Annotated in this window: 22 protein-coding genes; 11 read left to right on the forward strand and 11 right to left on the reverse strand. The window is 70.9% G+C overall.

Annotated elements, in window-relative coordinates:
• Positions 1-201: 201 nt before the first annotated feature.
• Positions 202-996: a DUF4142 domain-containing protein gene (locus ACQCO7_RS22590; protein WP_464077268.1), complete on the reverse strand. Its 795-nt coding sequence runs from the start codon at positions 994-996 to the stop codon at positions 202-204.
• 191 nt (positions 997-1,187) lie between these two features.
• On the opposite strand from ACQCO7_RS22590, the gene ACQCO7_RS22595 reads away from it, so the two are divergent.
• Positions 1,188-1,865, forward strand: a complete 678-nt coding sequence (locus ACQCO7_RS22595) for a DUF6445 family protein (RefSeq protein ID WP_029183562.1) — start codon at positions 1,188-1,190, stop codon at positions 1,863-1,865.
• Positions 1,866-2,077: 212 nt separating this feature from the next.
• A complete protein-coding gene (locus ACQCO7_RS22600) occupies positions 2,078-4,384 on the forward strand; it encodes a LuxR C-terminal-related transcriptional regulator (RefSeq protein ID WP_464073558.1) in 2,307 nt (768 codons plus the stop codon).
• 336 nt (positions 4,385-4,720) lie between these two features.
• On the opposite strand, the gene ACQCO7_RS22605 is transcribed toward ACQCO7_RS22600, so the two are convergent.
• Positions 4,721-6,928, reverse strand: coding sequence for an InlB B-repeat-containing protein (locus ACQCO7_RS22605; protein ID WP_464073559.1), 2,208 nt, complete (start codon positions 6,926-6,928; stop codon positions 4,721-4,723).
• 214 nt (positions 6,929-7,142) lie between these two features.
• Here ACQCO7_RS22605 and ACQCO7_RS22610 point away from each other — a divergent pair, with 214 nt between their 5' ends.
• The gene (locus ACQCO7_RS22610; RefSeq protein ID WP_464073560.1) at positions 7,143-7,883 is read left to right on the forward strand and encodes a G1 family glutamic endopeptidase; all 741 of its coding nucleotides are present in this window, start codon (positions 7,143-7,145) and stop codon (positions 7,881-7,883) included.
• A gap of 80 nt (positions 7,884-7,963) precedes the next feature.
• On the opposite strand, the gene ACQCO7_RS22615 is transcribed toward ACQCO7_RS22610, so the two are convergent.
• Positions 7,964-8,728 (reverse strand): M23 family metallopeptidase, encoded by a 765-nt coding sequence (locus tag ACQCO7_RS22615; RefSeq protein ID WP_464073561.1) that lies wholly within the window; start codon positions 8,726-8,728, stop codon positions 7,964-7,966.
• A 181-nt stretch (positions 8,729-8,909) separates the two neighbouring features.
• On the opposite strand from ACQCO7_RS22615, the gene ACQCO7_RS22620 reads away from it, so the two are divergent.
• The gene (locus ACQCO7_RS22620) at positions 8,910-9,548 is read left to right on the forward strand and encodes an LPXTG cell wall anchor domain-containing protein (RefSeq protein WP_464073562.1); all 639 of its coding nucleotides are present in this window, start codon (positions 8,910-8,912) and stop codon (positions 9,546-9,548) included.
• Between the two features lie 126 nt (positions 9,549-9,674).
• Here ACQCO7_RS22620 and ACQCO7_RS22625 read toward each other — a convergent pair whose 3' ends face one another.
• The 8 genes from ACQCO7_RS22625 to ACQCO7_RS22660 all read right to left on the reverse strand — a co-directional run bounded on the left by ACQCO7_RS22625 (position 9,675) and on the right by ACQCO7_RS22660 (position 16,923).
• Positions 9,675-10,667 (reverse strand): glycoside hydrolase family 26 protein, encoded by a 993-nt coding sequence (locus ACQCO7_RS22625; protein WP_464073563.1) that lies wholly within the window; start codon positions 10,665-10,667, stop codon positions 9,675-9,677.
• Positions 10,668-10,794: 127 nt separating this feature from the next.
• Positions 10,795-11,232, reverse strand: coding sequence for an N-acetyltransferase family protein (locus ACQCO7_RS22630; RefSeq protein WP_464073564.1), 438 nt, complete (start codon positions 11,230-11,232; stop codon positions 10,795-10,797).
• 40 nt (positions 11,233-11,272) lie between these two features.
• Entirely contained in the window at positions 11,273-12,751 is a 1,479-nt protein-coding gene (locus ACQCO7_RS22635) for a sensor histidine kinase (protein WP_464073565.1), read from the reverse strand.
• A complete protein-coding gene (locus ACQCO7_RS22640; RefSeq protein ID WP_409115501.1) occupies positions 12,748-13,479 on the reverse strand; it encodes a response regulator transcription factor in 732 nt (243 codons plus the stop codon). The genes ACQCO7_RS22635 and ACQCO7_RS22640 overlap by 4 nt, the downstream gene beginning before the upstream one ends.
• 86 nt (positions 13,480-13,565) lie before the next feature.
• Positions 13,566-13,745 (reverse strand): hypothetical protein, encoded by a 180-nt coding sequence (locus tag ACQCO7_RS22645; protein WP_464073566.1) that lies wholly within the window; start codon positions 13,743-13,745, stop codon positions 13,566-13,568.
• 24 nt (positions 13,746-13,769) lie between these two features.
• Positions 13,770-14,867 carry a S1C family serine protease gene (locus ACQCO7_RS22650; RefSeq protein WP_464073567.1) on the reverse strand — a complete coding sequence of 366 codons (1,098 nt, stop codon included), beginning with the start codon at positions 14,865-14,867 and terminating at the stop codon, positions 13,770-13,772.
• Positions 14,868-15,046: 179 nt separating this feature from the next.
• Positions 15,047-16,069, reverse strand: a complete 1,023-nt coding sequence (locus ACQCO7_RS22655) for a LacI family DNA-binding transcriptional regulator (RefSeq protein WP_464073568.1) — start codon at positions 16,067-16,069, stop codon at positions 15,047-15,049.
• Between the two features lie 86 nt (positions 16,070-16,155).
• On the reverse strand, positions 16,156-16,923 hold the full coding sequence (locus ACQCO7_RS22660; RefSeq protein WP_464073569.1) for a winged helix-turn-helix transcriptional regulator: 768 nt from the start codon (positions 16,921-16,923) through the stop codon (positions 16,156-16,158).
• Positions 16,924-17,078: 155 nt separating this feature from the next.
• Here ACQCO7_RS22660 and ACQCO7_RS22665 point away from each other — a divergent pair, with 155 nt between their 5' ends.
• The 7 genes from ACQCO7_RS22665 to ACQCO7_RS22695 all read left to right on the forward strand — a co-directional run bounded on the left by ACQCO7_RS22665 (position 17,079) and on the right by ACQCO7_RS22695 (position 22,092).
• On the forward strand, positions 17,079-17,948 hold the full coding sequence (locus ACQCO7_RS22665) for an alpha/beta hydrolase (protein ID WP_464073570.1): 870 nt from the start codon (positions 17,079-17,081) through the stop codon (positions 17,946-17,948).
• A gap of 47 nt (positions 17,949-17,995) precedes the next feature.
• Positions 17,996-18,250: a MoaD/ThiS family protein gene (locus ACQCO7_RS22670; protein WP_464073571.1), complete on the forward strand. Its 255-nt coding sequence runs from the start codon at positions 17,996-17,998 to the stop codon at positions 18,248-18,250.
• 7 nt (positions 18,251-18,257) lie between these two features.
• The gene (locus ACQCO7_RS22675) at positions 18,258-19,658 is read left to right on the forward strand and encodes a hypothetical protein (protein WP_464073572.1); all 1,401 of its coding nucleotides are present in this window, start codon (positions 18,258-18,260) and stop codon (positions 19,656-19,658) included.
• A gap of 141 nt (positions 19,659-19,799) precedes the next feature.
• Positions 19,800-20,537, forward strand: a complete 738-nt coding sequence (locus tag ACQCO7_RS22680) for an LmeA family phospholipid-binding protein (protein WP_464073573.1) — start codon at positions 19,800-19,802, stop codon at positions 20,535-20,537.
• Between the two features lie 190 nt (positions 20,538-20,727).
• A complete protein-coding gene (locus ACQCO7_RS22685) occupies positions 20,728-20,808 on the forward strand; it encodes a putative leader peptide (protein ID WP_425508529.1) in 81 nt (26 codons plus the stop codon).
• Positions 20,809-20,927: 119 nt separating this feature from the next.
• Complete coding sequence (locus tag ACQCO7_RS22690) at positions 20,928-21,767, forward strand: sulfurtransferase (protein WP_010351647.1); 840 nt, start codon at positions 20,928-20,930, stop codon at positions 21,765-21,767.
• 37 nt (positions 21,768-21,804) lie between these two features.
• Positions 21,805-22,092 carry a DUF1416 domain-containing protein gene (locus ACQCO7_RS22695; protein ID WP_010351646.1) on the forward strand — a complete coding sequence of 96 codons (288 nt, stop codon included), beginning with the start codon at positions 21,805-21,807 and terminating at the stop codon, positions 22,090-22,092.
• Positions 22,093-22,267 lie beyond the last annotated feature (175 nt).

The following is a 22,267-nucleotide window of genomic DNA, read 5'->3' on the forward strand; positions in this document are numbered from 1 at the left end:
CGGCACATCAAGTCAGTCGGAGCCAGGGGTGGTCGGTCGGATCACGTGGCTGGTCCCGCACAACCGCCGGGCTGTGGCGGCCGTATGGACCAGGAGGAACACCCGGCGCACGGATCGGTGCGCCAGGGGTGTGGGAGACATCGTGATCTTCGCGTGGGAACGCTGTCAACTTGCGTATGGCCAGAGCGAGTTGACTAGCCGTCAGCCGCCGTTGTTGTTACCGCCGTTGTTGTTCCCGTTGTTCCCGCCCGCGTTCGGCGCCGACGTGACGCCCGCGCTGGCACCGGCGATCTTGTCGATGTCGACCGGCGTCGAGGTCGAGGTCGGCGGCGGGGTGAGGACGAGCACCTGCCCGCCGGGGACGCCGGGCGGCGGCGTCAGGTCGGACTTGGGCAGCTTGGGCGGTGTGGTCTGCTGGAACAGGGACTGGTCGATGTCGACGAGACCCGTCTGCTCCATCACCGTGATGTGGTCGAGGACCGTGTCGTTGGCCTGGTCGGCCAGCGCGCGCACCAGCGTGTTCTTGGTGGTCGAGCGGATCTTCGCGACGGTGTTGAAGATCGAACCGTGCGTGATGCGCAGGATGTTGGCGAAGTCCCGGTCGAACTGGTCGCCCTTGGTGTCGGACGTCAACTGGCTGACGAAGCCAACCTGTTGGGGACTGGCCACGTTCGGCAGGGTGACGTTGAGCATCGGCGCGATCTTGCGGCACGTCTCGTCGAGGGCGGCGTGGCCGTCGATGAGGTGCTGACTCGCCACGATGACACCCTGGCTGGTGCCCTTCTGTACGCCGAGCTGGCCCACCGGGTACTCCCACAGGCCGGCCGCGCGCACCTTCACCACGAAGTCGCGGTCGCCCTCGGTGAGGGGGCCCCACTGGGTGTTGGCGATGATCCTGTCGTTGGAGGCGGATGCTGTCTCGACACCCAGCATCGATGGGTAGACGAGTGCGGCGAGGGTCATGCTCAGGGCGCCGCCCACGAAGAGAGTGCCCATCGCGTTGCGTGAAAAGCGCACCGTGTCTCCTGCCCGGTCGGGGAGCCCGCCGCGCGAGGGCGGCGGGATCGGACGTACAGGAGTACGGACGGAATCGGCTGATGACTCACCCGGGTGGCAAAAAGTTTCTTGGGCGGGGTTTGGGCAAAGTGCGGGCGAGCGCTTGCTTACCCCGGTCTTACATTCGCCGCATGCCCCCACAACCACGCGCGCCGCAGCTGCCCGTACTGCCCTACCGGAAGCCGACCAAGGGCCGGGACTACTGGGTGATCGACGACGTCATACCTGAGGTGGACGCCGTACGGGAACGGTGTCTCGCCCACGACGACTGGGTCAGGGGGTACCCGTACACCTCCGAGACCTGGCCGGGGCTGCGGGCCATGCCGGGGCTCCAGCCCGGTGAACTCGCCCGTGTGGAACGGCTGGTGATGCGGGCGACCGGGGCGAAGAAGCTGTGGGTGCAGGAGGCGCCCGGCGGGGGCACCCTCAACCACAACTGCGTGCAGGTCGTCGGGGAGGGCGAGAGCGAGCCCCGGCCGCACACCGACTCGCGGTCGCTGTGCCGGTACGCCGCCGTCCTGTACCTCAACCCCGTAGCTCCCAAGGACTGCGGCACCGCCTTCTACCGGCAGTCCCTGTCCGGTGGCCGGCTCGGCGGCAACGTCGTCCAGTCCCCCCACAACAACCTCGTCGATGCCCTCGGCACCCGCTTCGTCGCCCCCGACGCCTTCGAGGAGGACGTACGCGTCCCCCACAAGTACAACCGCCTCCTCCTCTACAACGCCAACCTCGTGCACAGCGCGACGGGTTACTGCGGGACGACCCTGGAGGACAAGCGCATGACGGCGGTCTTCTTCTGGATGGCCTGAGCGGCCCGCAGGAAAGACCGCCCCCGTACCCGGCCGCCCCTCCACCCCCCAACACCCCACCTCTCCCTCCCCTTTCACCCCTCGCGCACGTTTTCGATCCCCGTCCCCAGGCCGAGTGATACCTACGCCTCCGCGCGCCATTCACGCTCGGCAGCAGTGTGCTTACGCTGTGATGGTGACAGGGTGGCGACCGGCGCGAACACGGGGGACAGATGGGATTCGGCTTCGGACAGCGGCGTGGCGGTCAACTGCCGGTCGAACTCACGAGCTTCGTCGGCAGGTCGGAGGAACTCGCGCTGCTGCGCGACGCGTTGGGCCGCGCCAGGCTGGTGACACTGGTCGGCCCCGGCGGCGTCGGCAAGAGCCGTACGGCGCTGCGCGCGGCCGGCGTCTCGGCGGCGCGGTTCGCCGACGGCGTCCGCCTGGTCGAGCTGTCGGCCCTGCACGACCCGGAGTTGGTGCCCGCCACCCTGGCCGGCGTCCTCGAACTGCCGGAGCAGCCCGGCATGAGCCCGCTGGACGCGGTCGTCGAACACCTCCGCGACCGCCGCATCCTGCTCGTCCTCGACACCTGCGAACACCTCGTCGACGCCTGCGCGATGCTCTGCGACATCCTCCTGCGCGAGGCCCCGAGCCTCAGCGTGCTGGCGACCAGCCGTCAGCCGCTGGACGTACCCGGTGAGTACTGCGTCCCCATCACCCCGCTGGGCAGGCAGGACGCGGTCGACCTGTTCGTGCAGCGCGCGGCGGCGGTGAATGGCGGCGTGCTCCTCGACGAGGGCGACCGCGAGCGCACCCTCGCCCTCGTCGACCGCCTCGACGGCATGCCGCTCGCCCTCGAACTCGCCGCCGTACGCCTGCGCGCGGTCCCCCTCGCGGAGCTGGTCGCACGGCTCGACCAGCGCTTCGAGGTGCTGACCGGAGGCCGCCGTACGTCCCTGACGCGCCACCAGACGCTCCGTACGGCCATCGACTGGTCGTACGACCTGTGCACCCCGCACGAACGCCTGCTGTGGGCCCGACTCTCCGTGTTCGCCGGGTCGTTCGAGCTGACGTCGGCCGAACAGGTCTGCGGCGACGGCGAGTTGCCGCCCGGCGAGGTCGTGGAGGCCCTGATCGGCCTCGTGGACAAGTCCGTCGTGCAGCGCATCGGCGAGGACGGCGGACGCTACCGCCTCCTCGACACGATCCGCGAGTACGGCGCCGGACGCCTCACCGCCGCCGACCAACAGGCCGTGAAACAACGGCACTTCGCGTACTACGAACGTCTCGTGGGCCGGTTCTGGGACGAGTTCCTCAGCCCCGCGCAGGTCGCCCTGCACCGCGCCGTCCGCGAGAACATCGCCGACGTCCGGGCCGCCCTGGAGTACGGCTGCGCGGTGCAGGGCCGGGGCGTGGAGGCGCTGTGGCTGGCGGCGCGGCTCGGGCCGTACTGGCGGGCGGCCGGCACCCTCTCCGAGGGCCACCACTGGATCGACAAGGGCCTCGGACTCACCCCGCAGGACTGCCCCGAGCGCGCCTGGGGCCTGCTGATGACCGGCATCTTCGGGGTGTGGGCGGGTGACCTGGAGACCTCCCTCGACCGCTTCCCCCAGGCGTACGACGTGGCCCGCAGGTGCGGAGCGGAGCGGGTGGTCCTCTCGGCCGAGGGATACCTGGGAGCCATGACCGCGTTCGGCGGCTCCGTCGAGCAGGGGCTCGCCGAGGTGGAGGTCGCGCGGCGGCGCATCCTCGACTCCGGGGACGGCCTCGCGATCGGCGTCATCCACTACGAAGCCGCCCTGCTGCGGGCCGTGTTCGGGGACACCAAGGGCGCGCTGGAGCTGTGCGAGACAGGTATGACATACCTCGACGGGCGCGGGGAGCGGCAGCTGTACGCCTCGACCGTCGTGACGAAGGGGCTCATCCTCCACCTCGCGGGGGAGCACACCGAGGCCGTCGCGTGCTTCCGGCTCGGCCTGGACGCCGCCGCCGAGATAGGGGAGATCCTGGTCGCCGCGCTCACCTGCCTCGGCCTGTCCTGGCACGCCGAGCAGCACCAACGTTACGTCCGCGCCTGCTGGTTGATGGGGTACGCCGAACACGCCCGGCGCCTCGGCGGCGACCCCGTCACGCTCCTGCCGCGCCTGCTGGAGGAGCGGGAGGCCGTCCAGAAGTCGGTGCGGGCCGCCCTCGGGAGCGAGGCGTTCGAGCGCTGGCGGGAGATCGGGGCGCGGATGTCGGGGCGCGAGGTGCTGGAGGCGGTCCGCGCGGACGCCGACGTACCCGTCCCCGACGGTCCCCCCGCCGACCGTCGTACCCCCCCTACCCGTCATACCCCCGACGGCCACCGCTCCCTGGACACCCTCACCCGCCGCGAGCGAGAGGTCGCCGCCCTGGTCGCCCAGGGGCTGTCCAACCGGGAGATCGCCGAACGCCTCGTCATCTCCAAACGGACCGTCGACGCGCACGTCGAGCACATCCTGGCGAAACTCGGCATCACGTCCAGGACGGAGATCCCGACGACCGTCGGACCCTGAGAGCTGAGGGCTACGGGTATGACGCCGCCCGCCCGGTAGGGGTACGTACGCATACGGCAATCCGCCCGGACCGGCGGCTAGGTGTACGGATCTTCCCGCGCCGGACTGCGCCCGCCCCCTCCGGTACGGGAGCCTGGTCGTGCCGCCCAGGGGAACGGGAGGCGCCGGGGCCGACAGGCTGGACCCCCACGGCCACTGTCATGGCATGGCATCCGGCACCCACCTCCCCTCGGCGGCGACAAGCGGGGCTGCCCCTGGTCGGCGGGGCAGCCCCACCCCGGCGCCGCCCGGCGGGAGCACACCGGCCTCCCGCTCGGCGGCGCCGGGGCAACTCGGCTACTTCTTGCGGAACTTGGCCGTCAGGGTGTGGTTGCGGCCGTCCGTGAAGCTGACGATCGCCTCGCCGCCGGGGCTGCCCGCGTACGGCTTCCCGTCGAGCAACCACCCTGCGAGGACATGGTCCTTGGCGGGTTTCGCCGTGACGATCGCGGTGTCTCCGGCGGCGTACCCGCCGGCGCGGGACGCCGTGAGCGTGCCGTGGCCGTGCGGGCAGAGTTCCAGGACGTACTTCTGCCGGGCGAAGACCGCCTCCAGACCCTGGTCCGTCTCGCCGACCTGGACGCCGACGCGCGACATGTCACCCGCGTACGAGCCGCTGCTCAGCTTCCACCCGGCGAAGCTCCAGCCGGCCTCGGGGACGGCCTCGTACAGCAACTCGGTGCCCACGGTGGGGTCTTCGGCGGCGAGGGACTTCTTCGTCGGCTTCGCCTTGACCGTCCCGCTGCCGGTCGACTTCGTCGTCACCTTCGCCGTGGGCGTCGTGCCCTTCTTGAACACCGCTTGCAGCGTACGGTCGTTGGCGGTCGTGATCGCGAACCGGGTTGCCTTGGACGTCTGTTGCTTTCCGTCGAGCGTCCAGTGGTCGAACACGTACCCCTTGGCGGGGGTCGCGGTGAAGTAGACGGTCGCGTTGTGCGCGTACGGGCCCGGCGTCTCGGGGGTGACCGTGCCGGAGGCGGCGGGGGAGACGGACGTCGTGACGCCGCACAACGAGTCGTCCGTGACGGCCTTGCGGTACGCCGCGACCGCCTTGCCGTTGGTGCCGAGGACGGCCGCCGAGTCCGCCGAGTCGGTCTGCGTAATCGGCTTGCCGAGCGCCAACCCCCGGTAGTTCTGGCGAGAGTTGGAGAACCGGTTGACCCGCCCGCAGGCGCCCTTCGTCGCCGTGCGGCAGCTCGATTCGTACGCCATCAGCGTCGAGAACTCGCCCTTCGCGGGGAAGTAGCCGCTCGCCCCGTTGTCCGGCTGCGCCGGGTCGGTCGTCCAGTCGTGGTTGGAGCCGAGGTTGTGGCCGACCTCGTGGCCGAAGGAGTAACTCGCGATCGCGGACTGGGCGACGACCGTGTACGTCCACTCCGACCAGGACGGCCCCGGCGGCGCGGGGATGTACCCGATGCCGCCCGCCGCCTTGCCTCCGGCGATGACGCTGACCTGGTCCGCGCCGTACTTGTCGCGCAGCGCGGGCAGCGTGTCGGCGACCCCGTCGCCCTTCTTCGCGAATGCGGCCAGCGAGGCGCTGGAGACCGTGTCGTACGCCGCCGGCACGTCGACCGGCGTCGTGAACACCAGCCGCAGCCGGACCTTGATGCCGCTCGCCGCGAACGCCTCGTTGGCCAGCGAGACCCCCTTCACGACCTGCGCGCGGATCTGGGCCTCGCCGCCCGCCTCGGCCTTGGCCTTCGGGGTGTAGGCGACCAGCGTGTCCACGGTCGCGATGCCCGCGCCGCCCTTGCAGTTCGCCTTGGGCGCCTTGCGGGCCCGAACTCCCCTTCCTGGCGCGGGGTTTGCGACGCGGGGCGGGACGGCGTGGGTCTCGTGCTCGTCGACCAGGGGCGTTGTCTCGGAGATCAGGACCTTCCCGGGGCCGGTCGTGCTGATGTCGAACAGAGCGCCGCCCAGGGCGAATTGGGCGCCGAGGTACTCGTTGCCCGGCTTGGCGTCGCAGCCGCCGGCCAGGGTGACGAGTACCGTCTGGTCGGTGGTGCCGGGGACCTCGCCGTGCCAGACGAGGTTCCCGTCGACCGTCTCGCGGCCGGTCTCCACGGCCTTCACGAGGACGTCGTCGAAGAGCGGGAAGCGGACCTCGCGGTCCGGCTGCGGCGGCTCGCAGATCGGCGCGAGGCCGCTGTCGCGGACGGTGCCGGTGCGCTGGCGCACGGCGGTGCCGGGGGTGGATGTGGCGCCGGAGGTACGACGGGTACGGGGCTCGCCGGAGGTACTACGGGTACTACGGGTCTCGGGAGTGAAGACGTCCGCCGGGTCGGGGACCGGCCCAGCCGCCGTATCCGCCGCAGCCGCCGTAGCTCCGAAGACGGAGGAGACCTGAGAGGTACGTCCCTGGGCGGAGGCCGGCGTGAGGCCCGCCCCGCCGAGGGCCACGGCGCCCAGAGCCGCGCAGGCCGCCCAGCGGCGGGCCCGTACCCCGGAGGTATCAGGTCGTACCCCGGAGGTACCGGGTCTGAGTCGGATCTGGCGGATGGTCATGCGCTGCCTTCCTGATCGTCCCCCGGACGCTGTCCCGCTCCCTCCCCCGGAGGTGTGACCGGTCCTGCGGGCGCCCTGCGCGCACGGTTCCCCGGAATCACCCGTGAGTGATCGTCGCGTTCACCCGTCAGGCCGGGGGAAATCGCGCACCCGTGCGGCTCAGCCTCCGGAGTGGCGGAGCGGGTGCGCGGGGAACGGACTCGAACATCGCCGTATGCGTACAAAACGACGGCTCGCCGTCCTCGGGTCGCTCTCCTGTTCGGCCCTGATGATGACGGGCCCCGCCTTCGCCGAGGCCGCCGCCTGCACCGCGCCCCAGGGCAACTGGACCGGCTTCCAGCTGGACGGCGCCCACACCAGCGTCAGCGCGCAGTGGAAGGTCCCGACCGCCGACTGCACGACCGCGACCGGCAACCCCGACGGACTCACCGACGAGTGGATCGGCTTCGGCAGCGGCGACAGCTGGCAGGACCCGCTCAACCAGATCGGCACCAGCGTGGAGTGCACCGCCGGCAAGGCGTCGTACTACGCCTGGTGGGAGCAGTTCCCGGCGAGCTACGTCTACGCCAAGCGCGCGGTCGGCCCCGGAGACGTCGTCCAGGCGAGCATCAAGACGGTCAAGAACTCGCAGGACTACGAGATGACGATCAAGAACGTCACCCGCGACTGGTGGCAGACGGTCCACGTCACCGGGCCGCCCACCGGCACGCAGGTCGAGGTCGTCACCGAGATCCACGACTGGGGCGCGGCCGTCACCAACGGCGTCCGCTACGACAACGTCCTCGTCGACGGGAAGCCGTTCACGAACTTCTCCAAGGCGTACTACCTGTACTCCGCCCAGTTCGGCGGCGTCTGCGTCGACACGACGACCAGCGGTACGAGCACGCTGCTGACGCCGACGAAGAAGACCCAGCTGCGAGCGGTGGCCCGGGACGCGGTGATCCACCCGGGCTGACCCCCTACCGGAGAGGTACCCGGGTAGACCCCGGGGAGTACGCCCCGCGCCGTCCTCGCGCGGGGCGTACTCCTGGAGAGCTACCGCACTACCCGTACCGACTTCCGCTTCAGCCACGGCAGCGGCGGCACCGCCGACCCCAGGTACGGGGTGATCCGCACCTCGAAGTGCAGATGCGGCCCGGTCACGTTGCCGGACGCCCCCGACAGCCCGATGCGCTGCCCGGCGGCCACCCACTGCCCCTTGCGGACGTCGATGCGCGAGAGGTGGGCGTACTGCGTGAAGTAGCCGTCCCGGTGGCGGACCAGGATCTGGTTGCCGAAGCCGTCACCGCAGGTGGTGACGCGGACCTCGCCCGCGCCGACCGCGTACACGGGCGTACCGGTGCCCACCGCGAAGTCCTGCCCGGTGTGCCGGTTCTGCCAGCGGCTGCCCTGCGCGGCGTACCCGGCGGAGAGCCAGTAGCCACGGGCCGGTGCCGTCCACCCGGAGACCGCGCGCGGCGCGGCCGTCGTCCGTCCCCGGGGGCAACTCGCGCCCTTCCCCGAGGGGTTGACCGCGACCGGGTCGCCGAGGGCGCGCTCGTGCGCCCGCAGCATGTCCCACAACCGGTTGCGGAGCGTCGTACGACGGCGCTCGGCGGCCCGGATCCGCTTCGGTGCCGCGTCCGCCCGGCGCAGCGAACCGACCTGGGCGCGCGCCCGTTCGTGCTCCTGGACGAGGCGTGCGGCGCGGTCGCGGAAGGGCTCGCCGGCTCCGGCGGGCGCGGCGGTGAGGGCGACCAGCAGGACCGCTCCGATCGCGGCGCCGAGGCGGTGGGTACGCGTGCGCTGTTTTCGTAGCATTGTCGGATCATCTAGGCCGGATGGAGTCCCTGAGAGGTACGACAGACGGGTTGCCCGGCCGTTCCCCCGGATGGCGTCATACCCGTGACCCAAGCGGGCGTGATCATCGGAATGTCGGGCCCGGGCGGCGTACGGCCCGTGCTGGCATGACCCCGTGCCCGTACGGAAAGGACCCCTCACCGTGACCTCTGGTCTGCGCCTGTCCCGGATCGCCCTCGTCCCGGCCGCCGTCTGCCTCGCCCTGCTCCAGCCGGTCACCGCGGCGGTCGCCGACGGCCCTGCCGAAGAGGGCGCGGCCGAGAAGAAGGCGGCGCCCCCGATGTCCATCGAGATCTCGGACGGCGTGGACAAGGCGGCGAGCGGCGACAAGCTCGCCTACCGGATCATCGTCCACAACCAGGGCGGCGAGGCCCTCGGCAACCTCCGTATCGAGCAGCGCGCCCCCGAGACCGCGGGCCGCCCCGAGGCGTCCGAGGGCGGCCAGGTCGGCAAGAACGGCGTCATCACCTGGACCGCCGACGTCAAGGCCGGGACGAAGGCCGAGTTCACCTCCCGCATCGAACTCGGCAGGACGGACCAGAAGGCCCTGCGCGCGGCCAGCACCGCCTGCGCCTTCCTCGACGGCGCCAAGGCCCCCACGGTCTGCGCCAGCGACCTCGACACCCTCCCCGGCGGCGCGGCCGGCCCCGAGGGCACCACCGCCGGGAAGAAGACCGGCGGCATCGGTACGACGCAACTCGCCCTCGGCGGCGCGGCGGTGGCGGGCATCGCGGCGCTGTCCTTCGTGGCGGTACGGCGGCGGCGCGCCAACGCGAGCTGACACCGGGCGAGGTGACGAACCGTCATTTCGTGCGGCCCCTCCCTAATACGCGCTCTCCCGAATGCGGCCCTCTCCCGAATGCACCCCCCTCCCGAGTCGCCCGAACAGGCGTACTCCGGAGGGGGTTCACTTCTTGCTCATCAACGCCCGGTACGCAGCAGACGACTTGGGATTCGACCGGCACCGCCACACCCCGTGCGGACAGTAGTCGCTGATCGTCTGGTACAGCGGCTTCTGCCGGGCCATCCACGTCAACATGCCCCGCACGTAAGCCGAGTTGTCGCCGTTCTTGTAGAGCCCCCACTCCGGGAACGCGATCGGCTTGCGGTGCGCGCGGGCGAAGCGGGCGTGTTCCCTGAGCCCGTACGGCTCGTCGAGCTGTGCCGTGAACGACATGCCGCGCGGCGAGTCGTAGGCGTCCATGCCGATGACGTCCACGTGCCGGTCGCCGGGGTAGCAGCGGGTCCAAGGGATCGCGTCCCGGCCCCTGTTGGGGGTGAACTCGAACCGGAACCGCTGCCCGGGCACCGACCGCATCGCGTTCACGATCCGCACCCAGTACTTCTTCCACGCCGCCGGGTCCGGGCCGCAACGGTGCGTGTACGTAATGCCGTTCATCTCCCAGCCGAGCACGAGCACCGTGTCGCGCAGGCCGAGGGAGACGAGCCGGCGGGCCAGCGCGCGGAAGTGCGCGTCGTACAACCCCCGTGCCCCCCTGCGGAGTTCGGCACGGACCGTCGCGTCGGGGAGGTGGGCCTCGTTGCGTTCCAGGAGCGGCACGTTGAGGACGAACAGGCGGTCCTTGCGGGCCGCCCGCCACTGCGCCCAGTGCGCCAAGTACTCGGGCGCGCCTTCGATGTTGCTCCAGCGGTCGCCCGGCAGGTAGGCGTGGCCGACGGTCGGGGTCGAGCGGCCCAGCCATGTGCCGAGCCCGGCGATGCGGGCGATGCCGTCGCTGCCGTAGCCGACGTACGCGCCGAACTTCACCGAGCGCGGGGACGGCGGACCCGACAGCGCCGGGCGCGCGTCCGCGCCGTACGGCAGCGGCACGCAGGACGAGCCCGCGAACAGCAGCAGGGCCAGCAGCGGGAGGAAGAGGACACGCACACGAGACGACACAGCGTGCCATCATCGCCGCGCACACCCCCGCGCGCCCCCCAACTCGCCCTCGGACCACTCGTACCGGGGATTTTCTGTCGTACGTCTCTCCGTATCCCTACGGCGTTCCGCGGCCCCCCGCAGCCGCTTACGACGCCGGCGCGCGCGTCAGGTACACGTCCACGGCGTCCTCGTGGTCCAAGACGAAGCCGTGCCGTTCGTAGAGGCGGCGGGCGGGGCTGCCCTGGAGGACGTTGAGGCGGACCGTGCGCGTCGTGCGGGCCAGGGTCTCGCGCAGGACGCCGCCGCCGATGCCCCTGCCGTGCAGGTCGGGGGCCAGGTAGAAGTGCTCCAGCCAGTCGCCCTCGGGCGCCCGGCGCAGGGCCACGCAGCCGACCGTGACGCCGTCCACCTCGATGATCCGGGTGTGACCCGGGTCGTACGCGTCCCGCAGGCGCTGGCGTACCCGGTGCTTGTCGTACCGGCCCAGGCGCTCCAGGTCCGGGCGCATCGCCGTCGCCCTGATGTCGAGCAGGGGTTCGAGGTCGGCGGGGGTGGCCGGGCGGGTGGTCCACTTTTCGGTCATGGCGAAAATCGTACGAGAGTGGCTCTTGTGGGGGAGGGTATTACTGGGGCGCTGACGTGGGCATCTCCGGGACGTCCGGGGTCTCCGGAGGGGGGACCGGGGCGCCCGGGAGGGTCAGCCTCGCCATCGTGCCGCCGCCGTGGGCCCGGGTCAGGGTGACCTCGCCGCCCGCCTGCTGGACCGTGCGGGCCACGATCGACAGGCCCAGTCCCGAGCCCGGGAGTGCGCGGGCCGACGGGGAGCGCCAGAAGCGGTCGAAGACGTGCGGGAGTTCGTCCTCCGCGATGCCGGGGCCGTGGTCCCGTACGGTCAACGTGCCGTTCGTCAGGGCGACTTCGACCGTCCCGCCCTCGGGGCTGAACTTCACCGCGTTGTCGAGGATGTTGACCACCGCGCGCTCCAGCGCCGCCGGTTCCGCTCGCGTGTACCAGGGTTCCAGGGTCGCCGTGATCGTCAGCTCCGGGCCCCTCAGGCGGGCTCGGCGCAGGGCGTGTTCCACGGTGTCCTCCAGCGCGACCACCTGGACACGCTCACCCCGCTGCCCCTCCGACCTCGACAGCTCCTGCAAGTCCCCGATCAGCGACGCCAGTTCGGTCATCTGCGCCTTCACGGACGCGAGCAGCGCCTTGCGGTCCGCCTCCGGGATGGGGCGGCCCGTCTCCTCGCTGCGGGTGAGGAGTTCGATGTTCGTGCGGAGGGAGGTGAGGGGGGTACGCAGCTCGTGACCGGCGTCGGCGATCAACTGCTGCTGCAACTCACGGGAGTTGGCGAGGGAGGCGGTCATCGAGTTGAACGACCGTGACAGCCGGGCGACTTCGTCCTCGGCGTCCTCCTCGACGGGGATGCGGATGTTCAAGTCCTCGGTGCGGGCCACGTGTTCGACGGCTTCGGTGAGTCTGTCGATGGGGCGCAGACCGGCACGGGCGACAGCGAGGCCGGCGGCCCCGGCGCCGAGCACTCCGATGCCGGACACCAGAAGGAGGATGAGCATCAGCTCGTTGAGGGTCTTCTGGGTGTTCTTCAGAGGGAGGGCCACGAGGAGGGCGGCACTGAAAGTCGTGTCGGTGGAAGGGTCGGTGACCGTGAAACCGGGGAGCGCGAGGACTCGTACGTCGTTGCCTCCGCCGTCGGTGCTGTTGTGGATGACGCCGTCGCCGCCCTTCGCGATGACGTTCCGGTCGGTCTGGGTGACCTTGACCGCGCCGAGGGAGTACGGCAGTACACAGGTCTTGCCGTTCGCCACGACCACTTGGAAGTAGGTGTTCGGAAGGCCCAGACGGAAGTCCTGCGAGACCTTGGTCGTGCAGTTGTTGACCGCGCTCTCGGCCTGGTCCTGGAGCCGAGGGCTGGTCAGCGCCTTGCGCAAGTCGTTGTCGACCTGCTCGTACAACTTCCCCTGCACAAGGAACCAGCACGTCACCGAAACCGCCGCCACCGCGAACGCCACCGCCGCCGCGACCAGCATCGACAGCCTGGCCCGGATCGGCAGCGTCCGGAACCAGTGGGCGACCTTGCTCATTCCGCCCCGCCCTGGCGCAGGACGTACCCCACACCCCGGACCGTGTGGACGAGGCGAGGCTCGCCCCCCGCCTCGGTCTTCCGGCGCAAGTACATGACGTACACATCAAGGGAGTTGGACGACGGCTCGAAGTCGAACCCCCACACGGCCTTGAGGATCTGCTCGCGCGTGAGGACCTGGCGCGGATGCGCCATGAACATCTCCAGCAGCGTGAACTCGGTCCGGGTCAGCTCGACTTGGCGCCCCGCACGGGTGACCTCCCGGGTCGCGAGGTCCATCCGGAGGTCCGCGAACGTGAGCGCCTCGTCCTCCTCGACCGGGCCGGAGGCCGGCGCGTAGGAGCTGCGGCGCAGCAACGCCCGTACCCGCGCGAAGAGTTCGTCGAGTTCGAACGGCTTGACGAGGTAGTCGTCCGCGCCCGCGTCGAGTCCGGTGACGCGGTCACCGACGGTGTCGCGGGCGGTCAGCATGAGGATCGGTGTCGTGTCGCCCGCGCCACGGATGCGGCGCGCCGCGGTGAGCCCGTCCATGCGGGGCATCTGGATGTCGAGGACGACGAGGTCGGGACGGTAGGCCGACGCCTTCTCCAGCGCGTCGGCGCCGTCCACGGCGACCTCGGTGTCGTACCCCTCGAAGGCCAGGCTGCGCTGGAGCGCTTCACGCACGGCCGGCTCGTCGTCGACGATCAGGATGCGCTGGATGTCACGGTCGCCTTCGGCGGGGCTCATGGGCTCGGTTTCCTCGGGTGCGGTGGGGGTGCGGCAAGGGCTATCAGCCTCGCATGTTTCCCCGGGAGCGCGGGTCTGTGACGGACTCAGGCCGCGGCGCGACGGCGGTTGCGCAGGGCCCGGCGTGCGGCGGTCGTGCGGAGCGGGGCGACCTCGGGAGCGCGGCCCGTGCGGGCCGGTTCGTGGAGGGCGGCGGCGATCGAGAGGGCGAGGGCCGTGTCGGCGGCGCCGGCGTCGGTGGTGGTGTGGGTGACCTGCTGAATCATGTCGTAACCCCTTACTGAGAGTTTCTAGCTGTCCGATCCGCCCGCCCGCAGCGTCGCCAGGTCCGCCTTCACCGTGTTGACCGGGATCGCGAACCCGAGGCCGACGCTGCCCGCGTCCGAGGAGCTGGACGAACTGGCCGAGTACATCGCGGAGTTGATGCCGATGATGTTGCCGTTCATGTCGATGAGCGCGCCGCCGGAGTTGCCGGGGTTGAGGGAGGCGTCCGTCTGGAGGGCCTTGTACGTGGTCGTCGAGTTCCCGGTGTCGCCGTTGAACTGCTGCCCGCCGAACTCGAACGGCCAGCCCCCGCCCTGCTGTTGCTGCTGCTGGCCCTGGCTCTCGTCGGTGGAGACGGTGACGTCACGGTTGAGCGCGGAGACGATCCCGCTGGTGACCGTGCCGGTGAGCCCCTCGGGGGAGCCGATCGCGATGACCGAGTCGCCGACGTCGACGGCGGAGGAGTCGCCGAGGGACGCGGTCTTGAGGCCGGACGCACCCTCCAGCTTGATCAGCGCGAGGTCCTTCTTGCTGTCGGTGCCGACGACCTTCGCGGTGTACGTCTTGCCGTCGCTCGTGGAGACCTTGATCTGGGTGGCGCCGGCGATGACGTGGTTGTTGGTGACGATCTCGCCGTCGCTCGTGATGATGACGCCGGAACCGGTCGAACTCCCGTTGTTCAGCGCCGCCTTGATCTCGACGATGCTCGGGCTGACGGCCGCCGCGATCGCCGCGACGTCCCCCTTCTTGCTGGACGGCACGACGCTGGTCGTGGTGGCCGCGACCGTGTCGTCCTTGTGGGTGAGCTCCTGTATGCCGTAGGCGGTACCGCCGCCGATCGCCGCCGCGACGATCGCGACCGCCGCGAGGAGGGCGAGCGGGCCACGGGTACGGCGCTTCTGCTGCGCGTGGACGGCGGTCGTCTGACCGGGAGCCTCCGCCTGCGCGGCGTACCCCGGCTGGTGCGGCGGCGGGGGCGGCCACTCCGGGTTCACCGGCGAGGAGTTCACCGGCGAGGAGTGCACCGGCGTGGGTTCGGCAGGCGTGGAGCCGTACTGCTGCGCGCCCTGGTACGGGTTCTGCTGGTTCTCGTACTCGCCGTCGCGGCGGAAGCTCTCGGTCATGGGAAGAAGCTTCGTCCCCGACCATGAGAGCTGCCTGAGCGCTCGCTGAGAACGCCCCGAGAAGGTCGTTCGCCCTGCGTAAAGGCGTACGAGGGCGAATTGCCCGGCCTCTCAGGGAGCTCTCAGAAACCGCCCCGGGCCTGAAGGAGCGCCCGTCATACCTGAGAGGTAGGTACCTACTACGGGCACCCGCACGACCGCCGGACCACCAGCCGCGACTCGAACACCTTCACCCGCTCCCGCCGCGACCCCGCCACCCGCAGCCCGTCGTCCAGCACGAGGTCCACGGCCATCCGCGCCATCCCCGGCCGGTCGGAGGCGACCGTCGTCATCGGCGGGTCCGCCAGCGCCGCCTCCTTGATGTCGTCGAAGCCGATGACCGCCAGCTCACCGGGTACGTCGATCCGCAGCTCGCGCGCGGCGCGCAGGACGCCGATCGCCTGGTCGTCGGTGGAGCAGAAGACGGCCGGGGGACGCTGGGGCCCGGCGAGGATGCCGAGGGCGACGCGATACGCGTCGTACCGGTTGTAGGGGGCCTCGAAGAGCCGTCCCTCGGTGGAGAGGCCGGCCTCGGCCATGGCCTGGCGCCAGCCCTCCACGTGGTCGGAGACGGGGTCGCCTACCGCCGGGGTATCAGCCGTACCCCCGATACATGCGACGTACGGGTATCCGTGGCCCAGGAGGTGGGCCACGGCGGACCGCGCGCCCGTGAGGTCGTCGAGTACTACGGCGACGTCGTCGATGGCCTCGGGCCGCTCGTGCAGGAGTACGACGCGGGCGTCCCACGCCTCGATCTCGGCGGCGGCGAGGTCGTTGAGGGCGTGCGAGACGAGGATGAGACCGGAGACCCGCATCCCGAGGAAGGCCCGCAGGTAGTGGACCTCGCGCTCGGCGACGTAGTCCGAATTGCCTACGAGGACCATCTTCCCGCGCTCGGACGCGGCCTGTTCCACCGCGTGCGCCATCTCCGCGAAGAACGGCTGGCGCGCGTCGGGGACGATCAGACCTATGAGGTCGGTGCGGCGGGACGCCATCGCCTGCGCGACGCGGTCGGGCCGGTACCCCAGCTCCTTGATCGCCGCGAGGACACGCTCGCGCGTGGCCGGGGCGACCGGCCGTGGTCCGTTGTTGATGACGTAGCTCACCACGGCGGTGGAGGTCCCCGCCAAACGTGCTACGTCATCCCTCGTCACCTTGGCCACGGCGCGGAGTCTACGCGGATCAACCCCTCCCGGGCAGGGCGTGGCAGAGGTGACCGCACGGTAACCGCGCCCCGTCCGAGCAGGGCCTATACCTCGGCGGACGCCGGGATGGCCGACTCGTCCGTCTCCTCCGCCTTTGCCGGGGCGGACTCGGCCTTCGGGGCCTCGGCGACGCGCTCCGCCTTCTCGGGCGTAACGAATCGATAACCCACGTTCCGGACGGTCCCGATCAGCGACTCGTGCTCCGGGCCGAGCTTCGCGCGCAGGCGTCGTACGTGGACGTCAACCGTGCGCGTACCCCCGAAGTAGTCGTACCCCCATACCTCCTGGAGCAGCTGCGCGCGCGTGAAGACGCGGCCCGGGTGCTGGGCGAGGTACTTGAGGAGCTCGAACTCCTTGAAGGTGAGGTCGAGGACGCGGCCCTTGAGCTTCGCGCTGTACGTCGCCTCGTCGACCGACAGATCGCCGTTGCGGATCTCCATCGGGGAGTCGTCGTTGACGATCTGCTGGCGGCCCATCGCGAGCCGCAGGCGCGCCTCGACCTCCGCCGGGCCGGCCGTGTCGAGCAGGACGTCGTCGATGCCCCAGTCGGCGGTGACGGCGGCGAGGCCGCCCTCGGTGACGACCAGGACGAGCGGACAGCCGGGGCCGGTCGAGCGCAGCAGCTGGCAGAGGCTGCGGACCTGGGGGAGGTCGCGGCGGCCGTCGACGAGGATGACGTCGGCGCCCGGGGTGTCGACGAGCGCGGGGCCCTCCGCCGGCGCCACCCGCACGTTGTGCAGGAGCAGGCCGAGAGCGGGGAGCACCTCCGTCGACGGCTGGAGGGCATTGGTCAGGAGCAGCAGAGAACTCATACGTCCGGTTCCTCCTCGGTCCCTGCGAGGACATGTGCGGCGCGGTGGATGCGCTGTACACCCGCGGTTTCCCGCTTCGTATACAACCCTTCCGAAAGCACAAAAGGACCCGGGGGCTTCGCTGCCCGAGTCCTCTGCCCAGCAGAATAGCCGACATGAGCGACAGTCCGGCAGGTCATGTGGCACGTTCCACCGTACGTCCGAATGGCGAGACGGCCAGACGCGTACCTATGCGGACGTTTCTGCCTACCGCCGATGGAGTGGTGATCGATTCCGTATACGATCCTCCGCTCGCTGTATACGAAACGAGCGCCCCCGGGGACGAAGAAAACGACACTTTCGATCAACCTCGTGATCACTTCGTGTTCGTGATCGCCCACGGATTCACGGGGGCGGCGGACCGTCCGCACGTGCGGCGGGTGGTGGCGGCGTTGCGACGATACGGTGCCGTCGTCACGTTCTCCTTCCGGGGCCACGGCGCCTCCGGCGGGCGGTCCACCGTCGGGGACCGCGAGGTGCTCGATCTGGCCGCCGCCGTCGACTGGGCGCGTGGCCTCGGGCACGCGCGCGTGGTGACCGTCGGGTTCTCCATGGGCGGCTCCGTCGTCATACGGCACGCCGCGCTGTACCCCGGGGACGCGGACGCCGTCGTCTCCGTCAGCGCGCCCGCGCGGTGGTACTACCGGGGCACCGCGCCCATGCGGCGGCTGCACTGGCTCGTGACGCGCCCCTCAGGACGCCTCGTCGGCCGCTACGGCTTCGGCACGCGCATCCACCACCAGGAGTGGAACCCCGTCCCGCTGTCGCCCGTCGAGGCCGCCGCGAAGCTCGCGCCGACGCCGCTGCTCGTCGTCCACGGCGACGCGGACGGGTACTTCCCCCTCGACCACCCCCGCAGCCTCGCCGAGGCCGCCCCGGGGCACGCGGAACTCTGGCTGGAACCCGGCATGGGGCACGCCGAGCACGCCGCGAGCGAGGACCTGCTCGCGCGCATCGCGCACTGGGGTGTCAGTCGGGCGGGCTAGCCTTTGACGTCCGGATACCGATCGCCCACCGCTGTTTCGAGGAACGGATGCCAAAGGTCACCGTGCGCTACTGGGCCGCCGCGAAGGCTGCCGCCGGCGTCGCCGAGGAGGCGTACGACGCGGCGGCCCTCGCCGACGCCCTCGCGGGCGTGCGCGAGCGACACCCCGGGGAACTCGTACGTGTCCTGGCGCGATGCTCCTTCCTCGTCGACGGTGACCCCGTCGGCACGCGCGCGCATGAGACGGTACGGCTGGCCGAGGGCGCCACGGTCGAGGTGCTCCCGCCGTTCGCAGGAGGATGAGTCACCGATGACCGACCAGCAGGGTCCCTACGACCCGTACGCGACGCAGTGGCCGCAGCAGGGCGCTCCGAACCACGACCCCATGGACAACACCCAGCAGTGGCAGGGCGAGACCTGGGAGACCACGGTCCAGCCGTCCGTGCCCCCGCAGACGGGTTCCCAGCCGTCGTACGGCGGCTACGCGCCCGAGGCCGCGCCGTCCCCGTACGGCTGGCAGCAACCGGCACAGGGCGCGCCCGCGCAGGGAGGCGAGGGGTTCCCGTCTCCCGGCACGCAGGGCCCGTACGCGGGTGCGGACGCGTCCGCGCGGGTCGGTGGGGCGTACGGGGCCGCCGACGCGCCCGCGCGGGGCGCCGGTCCGTACGCCGCCGACGCATCCGCCGGTCCGTACGCGCCCGCAGGGCGCCCCGACGCGTCCTCCGGAGGGTTCGCGGCGCAGGGGCCGTACGCGCAGGCCGGGCCGTACGCGCCTGCCGGACAGGGCGTCGCGCCGGCCGACCGGTTCACGCCCGCCGAGCAGGGTGCGCCCTCCTTCGGTGCGCCGGTGGGGCAGTTCGCGGGTGACGGGCAGGCCGTCGCACCGTCCGCGCCCGCCGGTCCCGAGCAGTCCGCCCCCGGCTACGGCCCCGCCACCCTCGCCGGCAACGCGCGCATCACCGACGCGCAGCGGGCCCGCCTGGAGGGGCGTTCGCCGGTCATCGAGCCCGGCATGCAGCCGGCCGCGCTGACGGCCCTGCTGGGGCTCCTGCTGGCCGGTACGGCGCCTCTCGGGGTGTACGGGCTCCTGGTCCCCCTCGTCGCGCTCCAGGGCGTCACAGCGGCGGGCTGGTTCCGTCTGAACGGCATGTGGCCCGCCCGGCAGGGCATCGCGCTGGCGTTCCTGGGCGCGCTGGTCGCCGACGTGGTCCTGCTGGCCGCCGGCAAGGAGCACGCCCCCGCCGCGATCCTCGGCACCCTCGGCGTCTGGGTCCTCCTCTGCCTGATCCTCCAGCTCCGCTCCCACGCGGACCCCGACGAGCGCATGTACGGCCTGATGGCCACGGTCGCGAGCAGCGCACTGGCGATCGTCGCGACGGGCTACCTGGGCGCGGACTCGGACGCGACGTCGGTGGGCGCCGCAGCGGTCGCCGTCGCGATCCTCGCGCGCGCGTTGCCGCTCCCGACCCCGGCGTCGGTGGTGGTCTCCCTCCTGGCGGCGGCCGGCGCGGGCATCGCGGTGGGCGGCATGACGGACGTGGGCACAGCGGGCGCCCTGGTGGGCGCGGGCGCGGCGGCCTGCGCCCTGATCGGCCACCGGGTGGCGAGCTACGACTACCCGTCGCGGTTCGTGCACTTCACGGCGGGCGTGGCCCTCCCGCTCGCGCTGGCGGCTCCGGCGGTGTACGTCCTGGGCCGGGCGCTGGGATAGCCGTACGCGCGCGGGGGCGCCCACTGTCACAACCCCTCGACAGTCTCCGGGCCACCCTTGCCCAGAGGGTTACCTTGGGTGGCCGTAAGGACCAGGGGTCTCATAAGGCCCCGGTCGGCACTCACTGGGGGATCCACAGCAATGCGCGGCCTTCGCATACTTCTGATCGTTGTCGTCGTCCTGGGCGGGCTGTTCGTGCTCGCCGACCGGCTGGCGGTGAACTTCGCCGAGGGCGAGGCCGCCGACAAGCTGAAGACGACCGAGGGGCTCGCGGCGACGCCGGACGTGTCCATCAAGGGGTTCCCGTTCCTCACGCAGGCGCTCGGCGGACAGCTCGACGACGTCGAGGTCGGCATCAAGCAGTACGACGCGGCGACGGGCACCAGCAGCGGCAGCATCCGCATCGACGACCTCAAGGCCAGCATGAAGGGCGTCGACTTCGACTCCAGCTTCAGTTCGGCGACGGCGACGTCCGCGACGGGCACCGCGAGCATCTCGTACGCGGAACTGCTGAAGGCCGCGAAGTCGGAGCCGACGCGGGTCATGGAGGGCGTGCAGGCCGAGGTCGTGGGCCTGTCGGACGGCGGCAACGGCAAGATCAAGGTCGCCGTCGAGGCGACGGTGCTCGGCACGAAGCTGCCCCAGCCGGTGTACGTCCTCAGCTCGGTGACCGTCGACGGCGACACCGTCCGCGTGCACGCCGACGACCTGCCCAGCTTCGGCGGTGTGGACGCCCCCGAGAACGAGGCCCGCAAGATCACCGACTTCGAGCAGAAGATCGAGAACCTGCCGGGCGGCATCAAGCTCGACAAGGTGACCCCGGCGCAGAGCGGCGTGGAGATCACGGTGAAGGGTTCGAACGTACGACTCGCGGGGTAGGGGACTACGCGGTCCCGTCCGAGGGGCGAGACGGGGGTGTCCGTACCGTAGATGCGGGACCCCTCGGGGGTTAGACGGGTAGTACCCAGGTACCCCCTGGAGTGTGATCGGTCTCGGAATCCGGACGATCGCGTCTCGCCATGCGACACACCGGTGACAGCATGCCCGATCCGTCCCTACGATCGAGTCCATGAAGCGTCAGGCGGATCTCACGAAGCGGCGGGCAGTCGACCTGTGCCGCGTCGCCGCCATGCTCTGTAACGCTTCCTGAAACTCGCCGGCCCTTTTTCTGGGCATCGCGCGCCCCTCCCGTTCACGTGAACGACAACTGGCGCGCCCGCAACCGCACTTCGCACACCCCCGCCGCAACTGCCCCGGAGGAGAACGAGCATGAGCCGCAGCGACGTCCTGGTCGACGCAGACTGGGTCGAGGCCAATCTCGACAACGCCGACATCGCGATCGTCGAGGTCGACGAGGACACGGCCGCGTACGAGAAGAACCACATCCGTAACGCGATCCGGATCGACTGGACGAAGGACCTCCAGGACCCGGTCCGCCGCGACTTCGTCGACCAGGAGGGCTTCGAGAAGCTCCTGTCCGCGAAGGGCATCGCCAACGACACGCTGGTGATCCTGTACGGCGGCAACAACAACTGGTTCGCGTCGTACGCCTACTGGTACTTCAAGCTGTACGGCCACGAGAACGTGAAGCTGCTCGACGGTGGCCGCAAGAAGTGGGAGCTGGACGCGCGCGAGCTGGTCGAGGAGGTCCCCGTCCGGACCGCCACCGACTACAAGGCGAAGCCGCAGAACACGGCGATCCGCGCCTACCGTGACGACGTCGTCGCCGCGATCGGCTCGCAGAACCTGGTCGACGTGCGCTCGCCCGACGAGTTCTCCGGCAAGCTGCTCGCCCCCGCGCACCTGCCGCAGGAGCAGTCGCAGCGTCCGGGCCACGTCCCGTCCGCGCGCAACATCCCGTGGTCGAAGAACGCGAACGACGACGGCACCTTCAAGTCGGACGACGAGCTGAAGGAGCTGTACGCCGAGGAGCAGGTCGACCTCGCTAAGGACACGATCGCGTACTGCCGGATCGGTGAGCGCTCCGCGCTGACCTGGTTCGTCCTGCACGAGCTGCTCGGTGTCGAGAACGTCAAGAACTACGACGGTTCCTGGACCGAGTACGGCAGCCTCGTCGGCGTCCCGATCGAGCTCGGCGCCAACAAGTAGCTCTCAGGTAGTCCCGACCTAGTACTGGAGAAGCAGCATGTGTGGAGCGAAGGCCGGCGGCCCCGACGCCTCGACGATCAAGCCCGGTGAGACCACGATCCAGGGCCAGGTGACGCGTGACGGTGAGCCGGTGACCGGTTACGTCCGTCTCCTGGACTCGACCGGCGAGTTCACGGCGGAGGTCCCCACCTCGGCCACGGGCCAGTTCCGCTTCTACGCGGCCGAAGGCACCTGGACCGTCCGCGCCCTCGTCCCCGGCGCCACGGCCGACCGCACGGTCGTCGCCCAGCAGGGCGGCCTGGCGGAGGTCGCGATCGCGGTCTGAGCAGGATCGTACGCCGAGCGGAGGGCCGTAACCCTTGGGGGGTACGGCCCTTCACTCATTCCTCGGTACCTGTGGGCGGGCTGCCGGGAACGGTGTTGTGATCACTTTCATGAACGTGACACTCGCAGCCGTTACGGCGGTGGCTGCCGTGTTGATGCCGAGTACCGCCACTGCC

Source organism: Streptomyces saintjeani (genome assembly GCF_055409605.1).

What these genes read in the sequence shown, in the direction of transcription:
- ACQCO7_RS22675 (WP_464073572.1), top strand. Translation starts at nt 18,258, where the DNA reads ATGACCGACCAGCAGGGTCCCTACGACCCGTACGCGACGCAGTGGCCG.
- ACQCO7_RS22590 (WP_464077268.1), bottom strand. Translation starts at nt 996, where the DNA reads ATGGGCACTCTCTTCGTGGGCGGCGCCCTGAGCATGACCCTCGCCGCA.
- ACQCO7_RS22680 (WP_464073573.1), top strand. Translation starts at nt 19,800, where the DNA reads ATGCGCGGCCTTCGCATACTTCTGATCGTTGTCGTCGTCCTGGGCGGG.
- ACQCO7_RS22695 (WP_010351646.1), top strand. Translation starts at nt 21,805, where the DNA reads ATGTGTGGAGCGAAGGCCGGCGGCCCCGACGCCTCGACGATCAAGCCC.
- ACQCO7_RS22635 (WP_464073565.1), bottom strand. Translation starts at nt 12,751, where the DNA reads ATGAGCAAGGTCGCCCACTGGTTCCGGACGCTGCCGATCCGGGCCAGG.
- ACQCO7_RS22610 (WP_464073560.1), top strand. Translation starts at nt 7,143, where the DNA reads ATGCGTACAAAACGACGGCTCGCCGTCCTCGGGTCGCTCTCCTGTTCG.
- ACQCO7_RS22605 (WP_464073559.1), bottom strand. Translation starts at nt 6,928, where the DNA reads ATGACCATCCGCCAGATCCGACTCAGACCCGGTACCTCCGGGGTACGA.
- ACQCO7_RS22615 (WP_464073561.1), bottom strand. Translation starts at nt 8,728, where the DNA reads ATGCTACGAAAACAGCGCACGCGTACCCACCGCCTCGGCGCCGCGATC.
- ACQCO7_RS22650 (WP_464073567.1), bottom strand. Translation starts at nt 14,867, where the DNA reads ATGACCGAGAGCTTCCGCCGCGACGGCGAGTACGAGAACCAGCAGAAC.
- ACQCO7_RS22595 (WP_029183562.1), top strand. Translation starts at nt 1,188, where the DNA reads ATGCCCCCACAACCACGCGCGCCGCAGCTGCCCGTACTGCCCTACCGG.
- ACQCO7_RS22665 (WP_464073570.1), top strand. Translation starts at nt 17,079, where the DNA reads ATGAGCGACAGTCCGGCAGGTCATGTGGCACGTTCCACCGTACGTCCG.
- ACQCO7_RS22660 (WP_464073569.1), bottom strand. Translation starts at nt 16,923, where the DNA reads ATGAGTTCTCTGCTGCTCCTGACCAATGCCCTCCAGCCGTCGACGGAG.
- ACQCO7_RS22690 (WP_010351647.1), top strand. Translation starts at nt 20,928, where the DNA reads ATGAGCCGCAGCGACGTCCTGGTCGACGCAGACTGGGTCGAGGCCAAT.
- ACQCO7_RS22640 (WP_409115501.1), bottom strand. Translation starts at nt 13,479, where the DNA reads ATGAGCCCCGCCGAAGGCGACCGTGACATCCAGCGCATCCTGATCGTC.
- ACQCO7_RS22600 (WP_464073558.1), top strand. Translation starts at nt 2,078, where the DNA reads ATGGGATTCGGCTTCGGACAGCGGCGTGGCGGTCAACTGCCGGTCGAA.
- ACQCO7_RS22630 (WP_464073564.1), bottom strand. Translation starts at nt 11,232, where the DNA reads ATGACCGAAAAGTGGACCACCCGCCCGGCCACCCCCGCCGACCTCGAA.
- ACQCO7_RS22645 (WP_464073566.1), bottom strand. Translation starts at nt 13,745, where the DNA reads ATGATTCAGCAGGTCACCCACACCACCACCGACGCCGGCGCCGCCGAC.
- ACQCO7_RS22670 (WP_464073571.1), top strand. Translation starts at nt 17,996, where the DNA reads ATGCCAAAGGTCACCGTGCGCTACTGGGCCGCCGCGAAGGCTGCCGCC.
- ACQCO7_RS22685 (WP_425508529.1), top strand. Translation starts at nt 20,728, where the DNA reads ATGAAGCGTCAGGCGGATCTCACGAAGCGGCGGGCAGTCGACCTGTGC.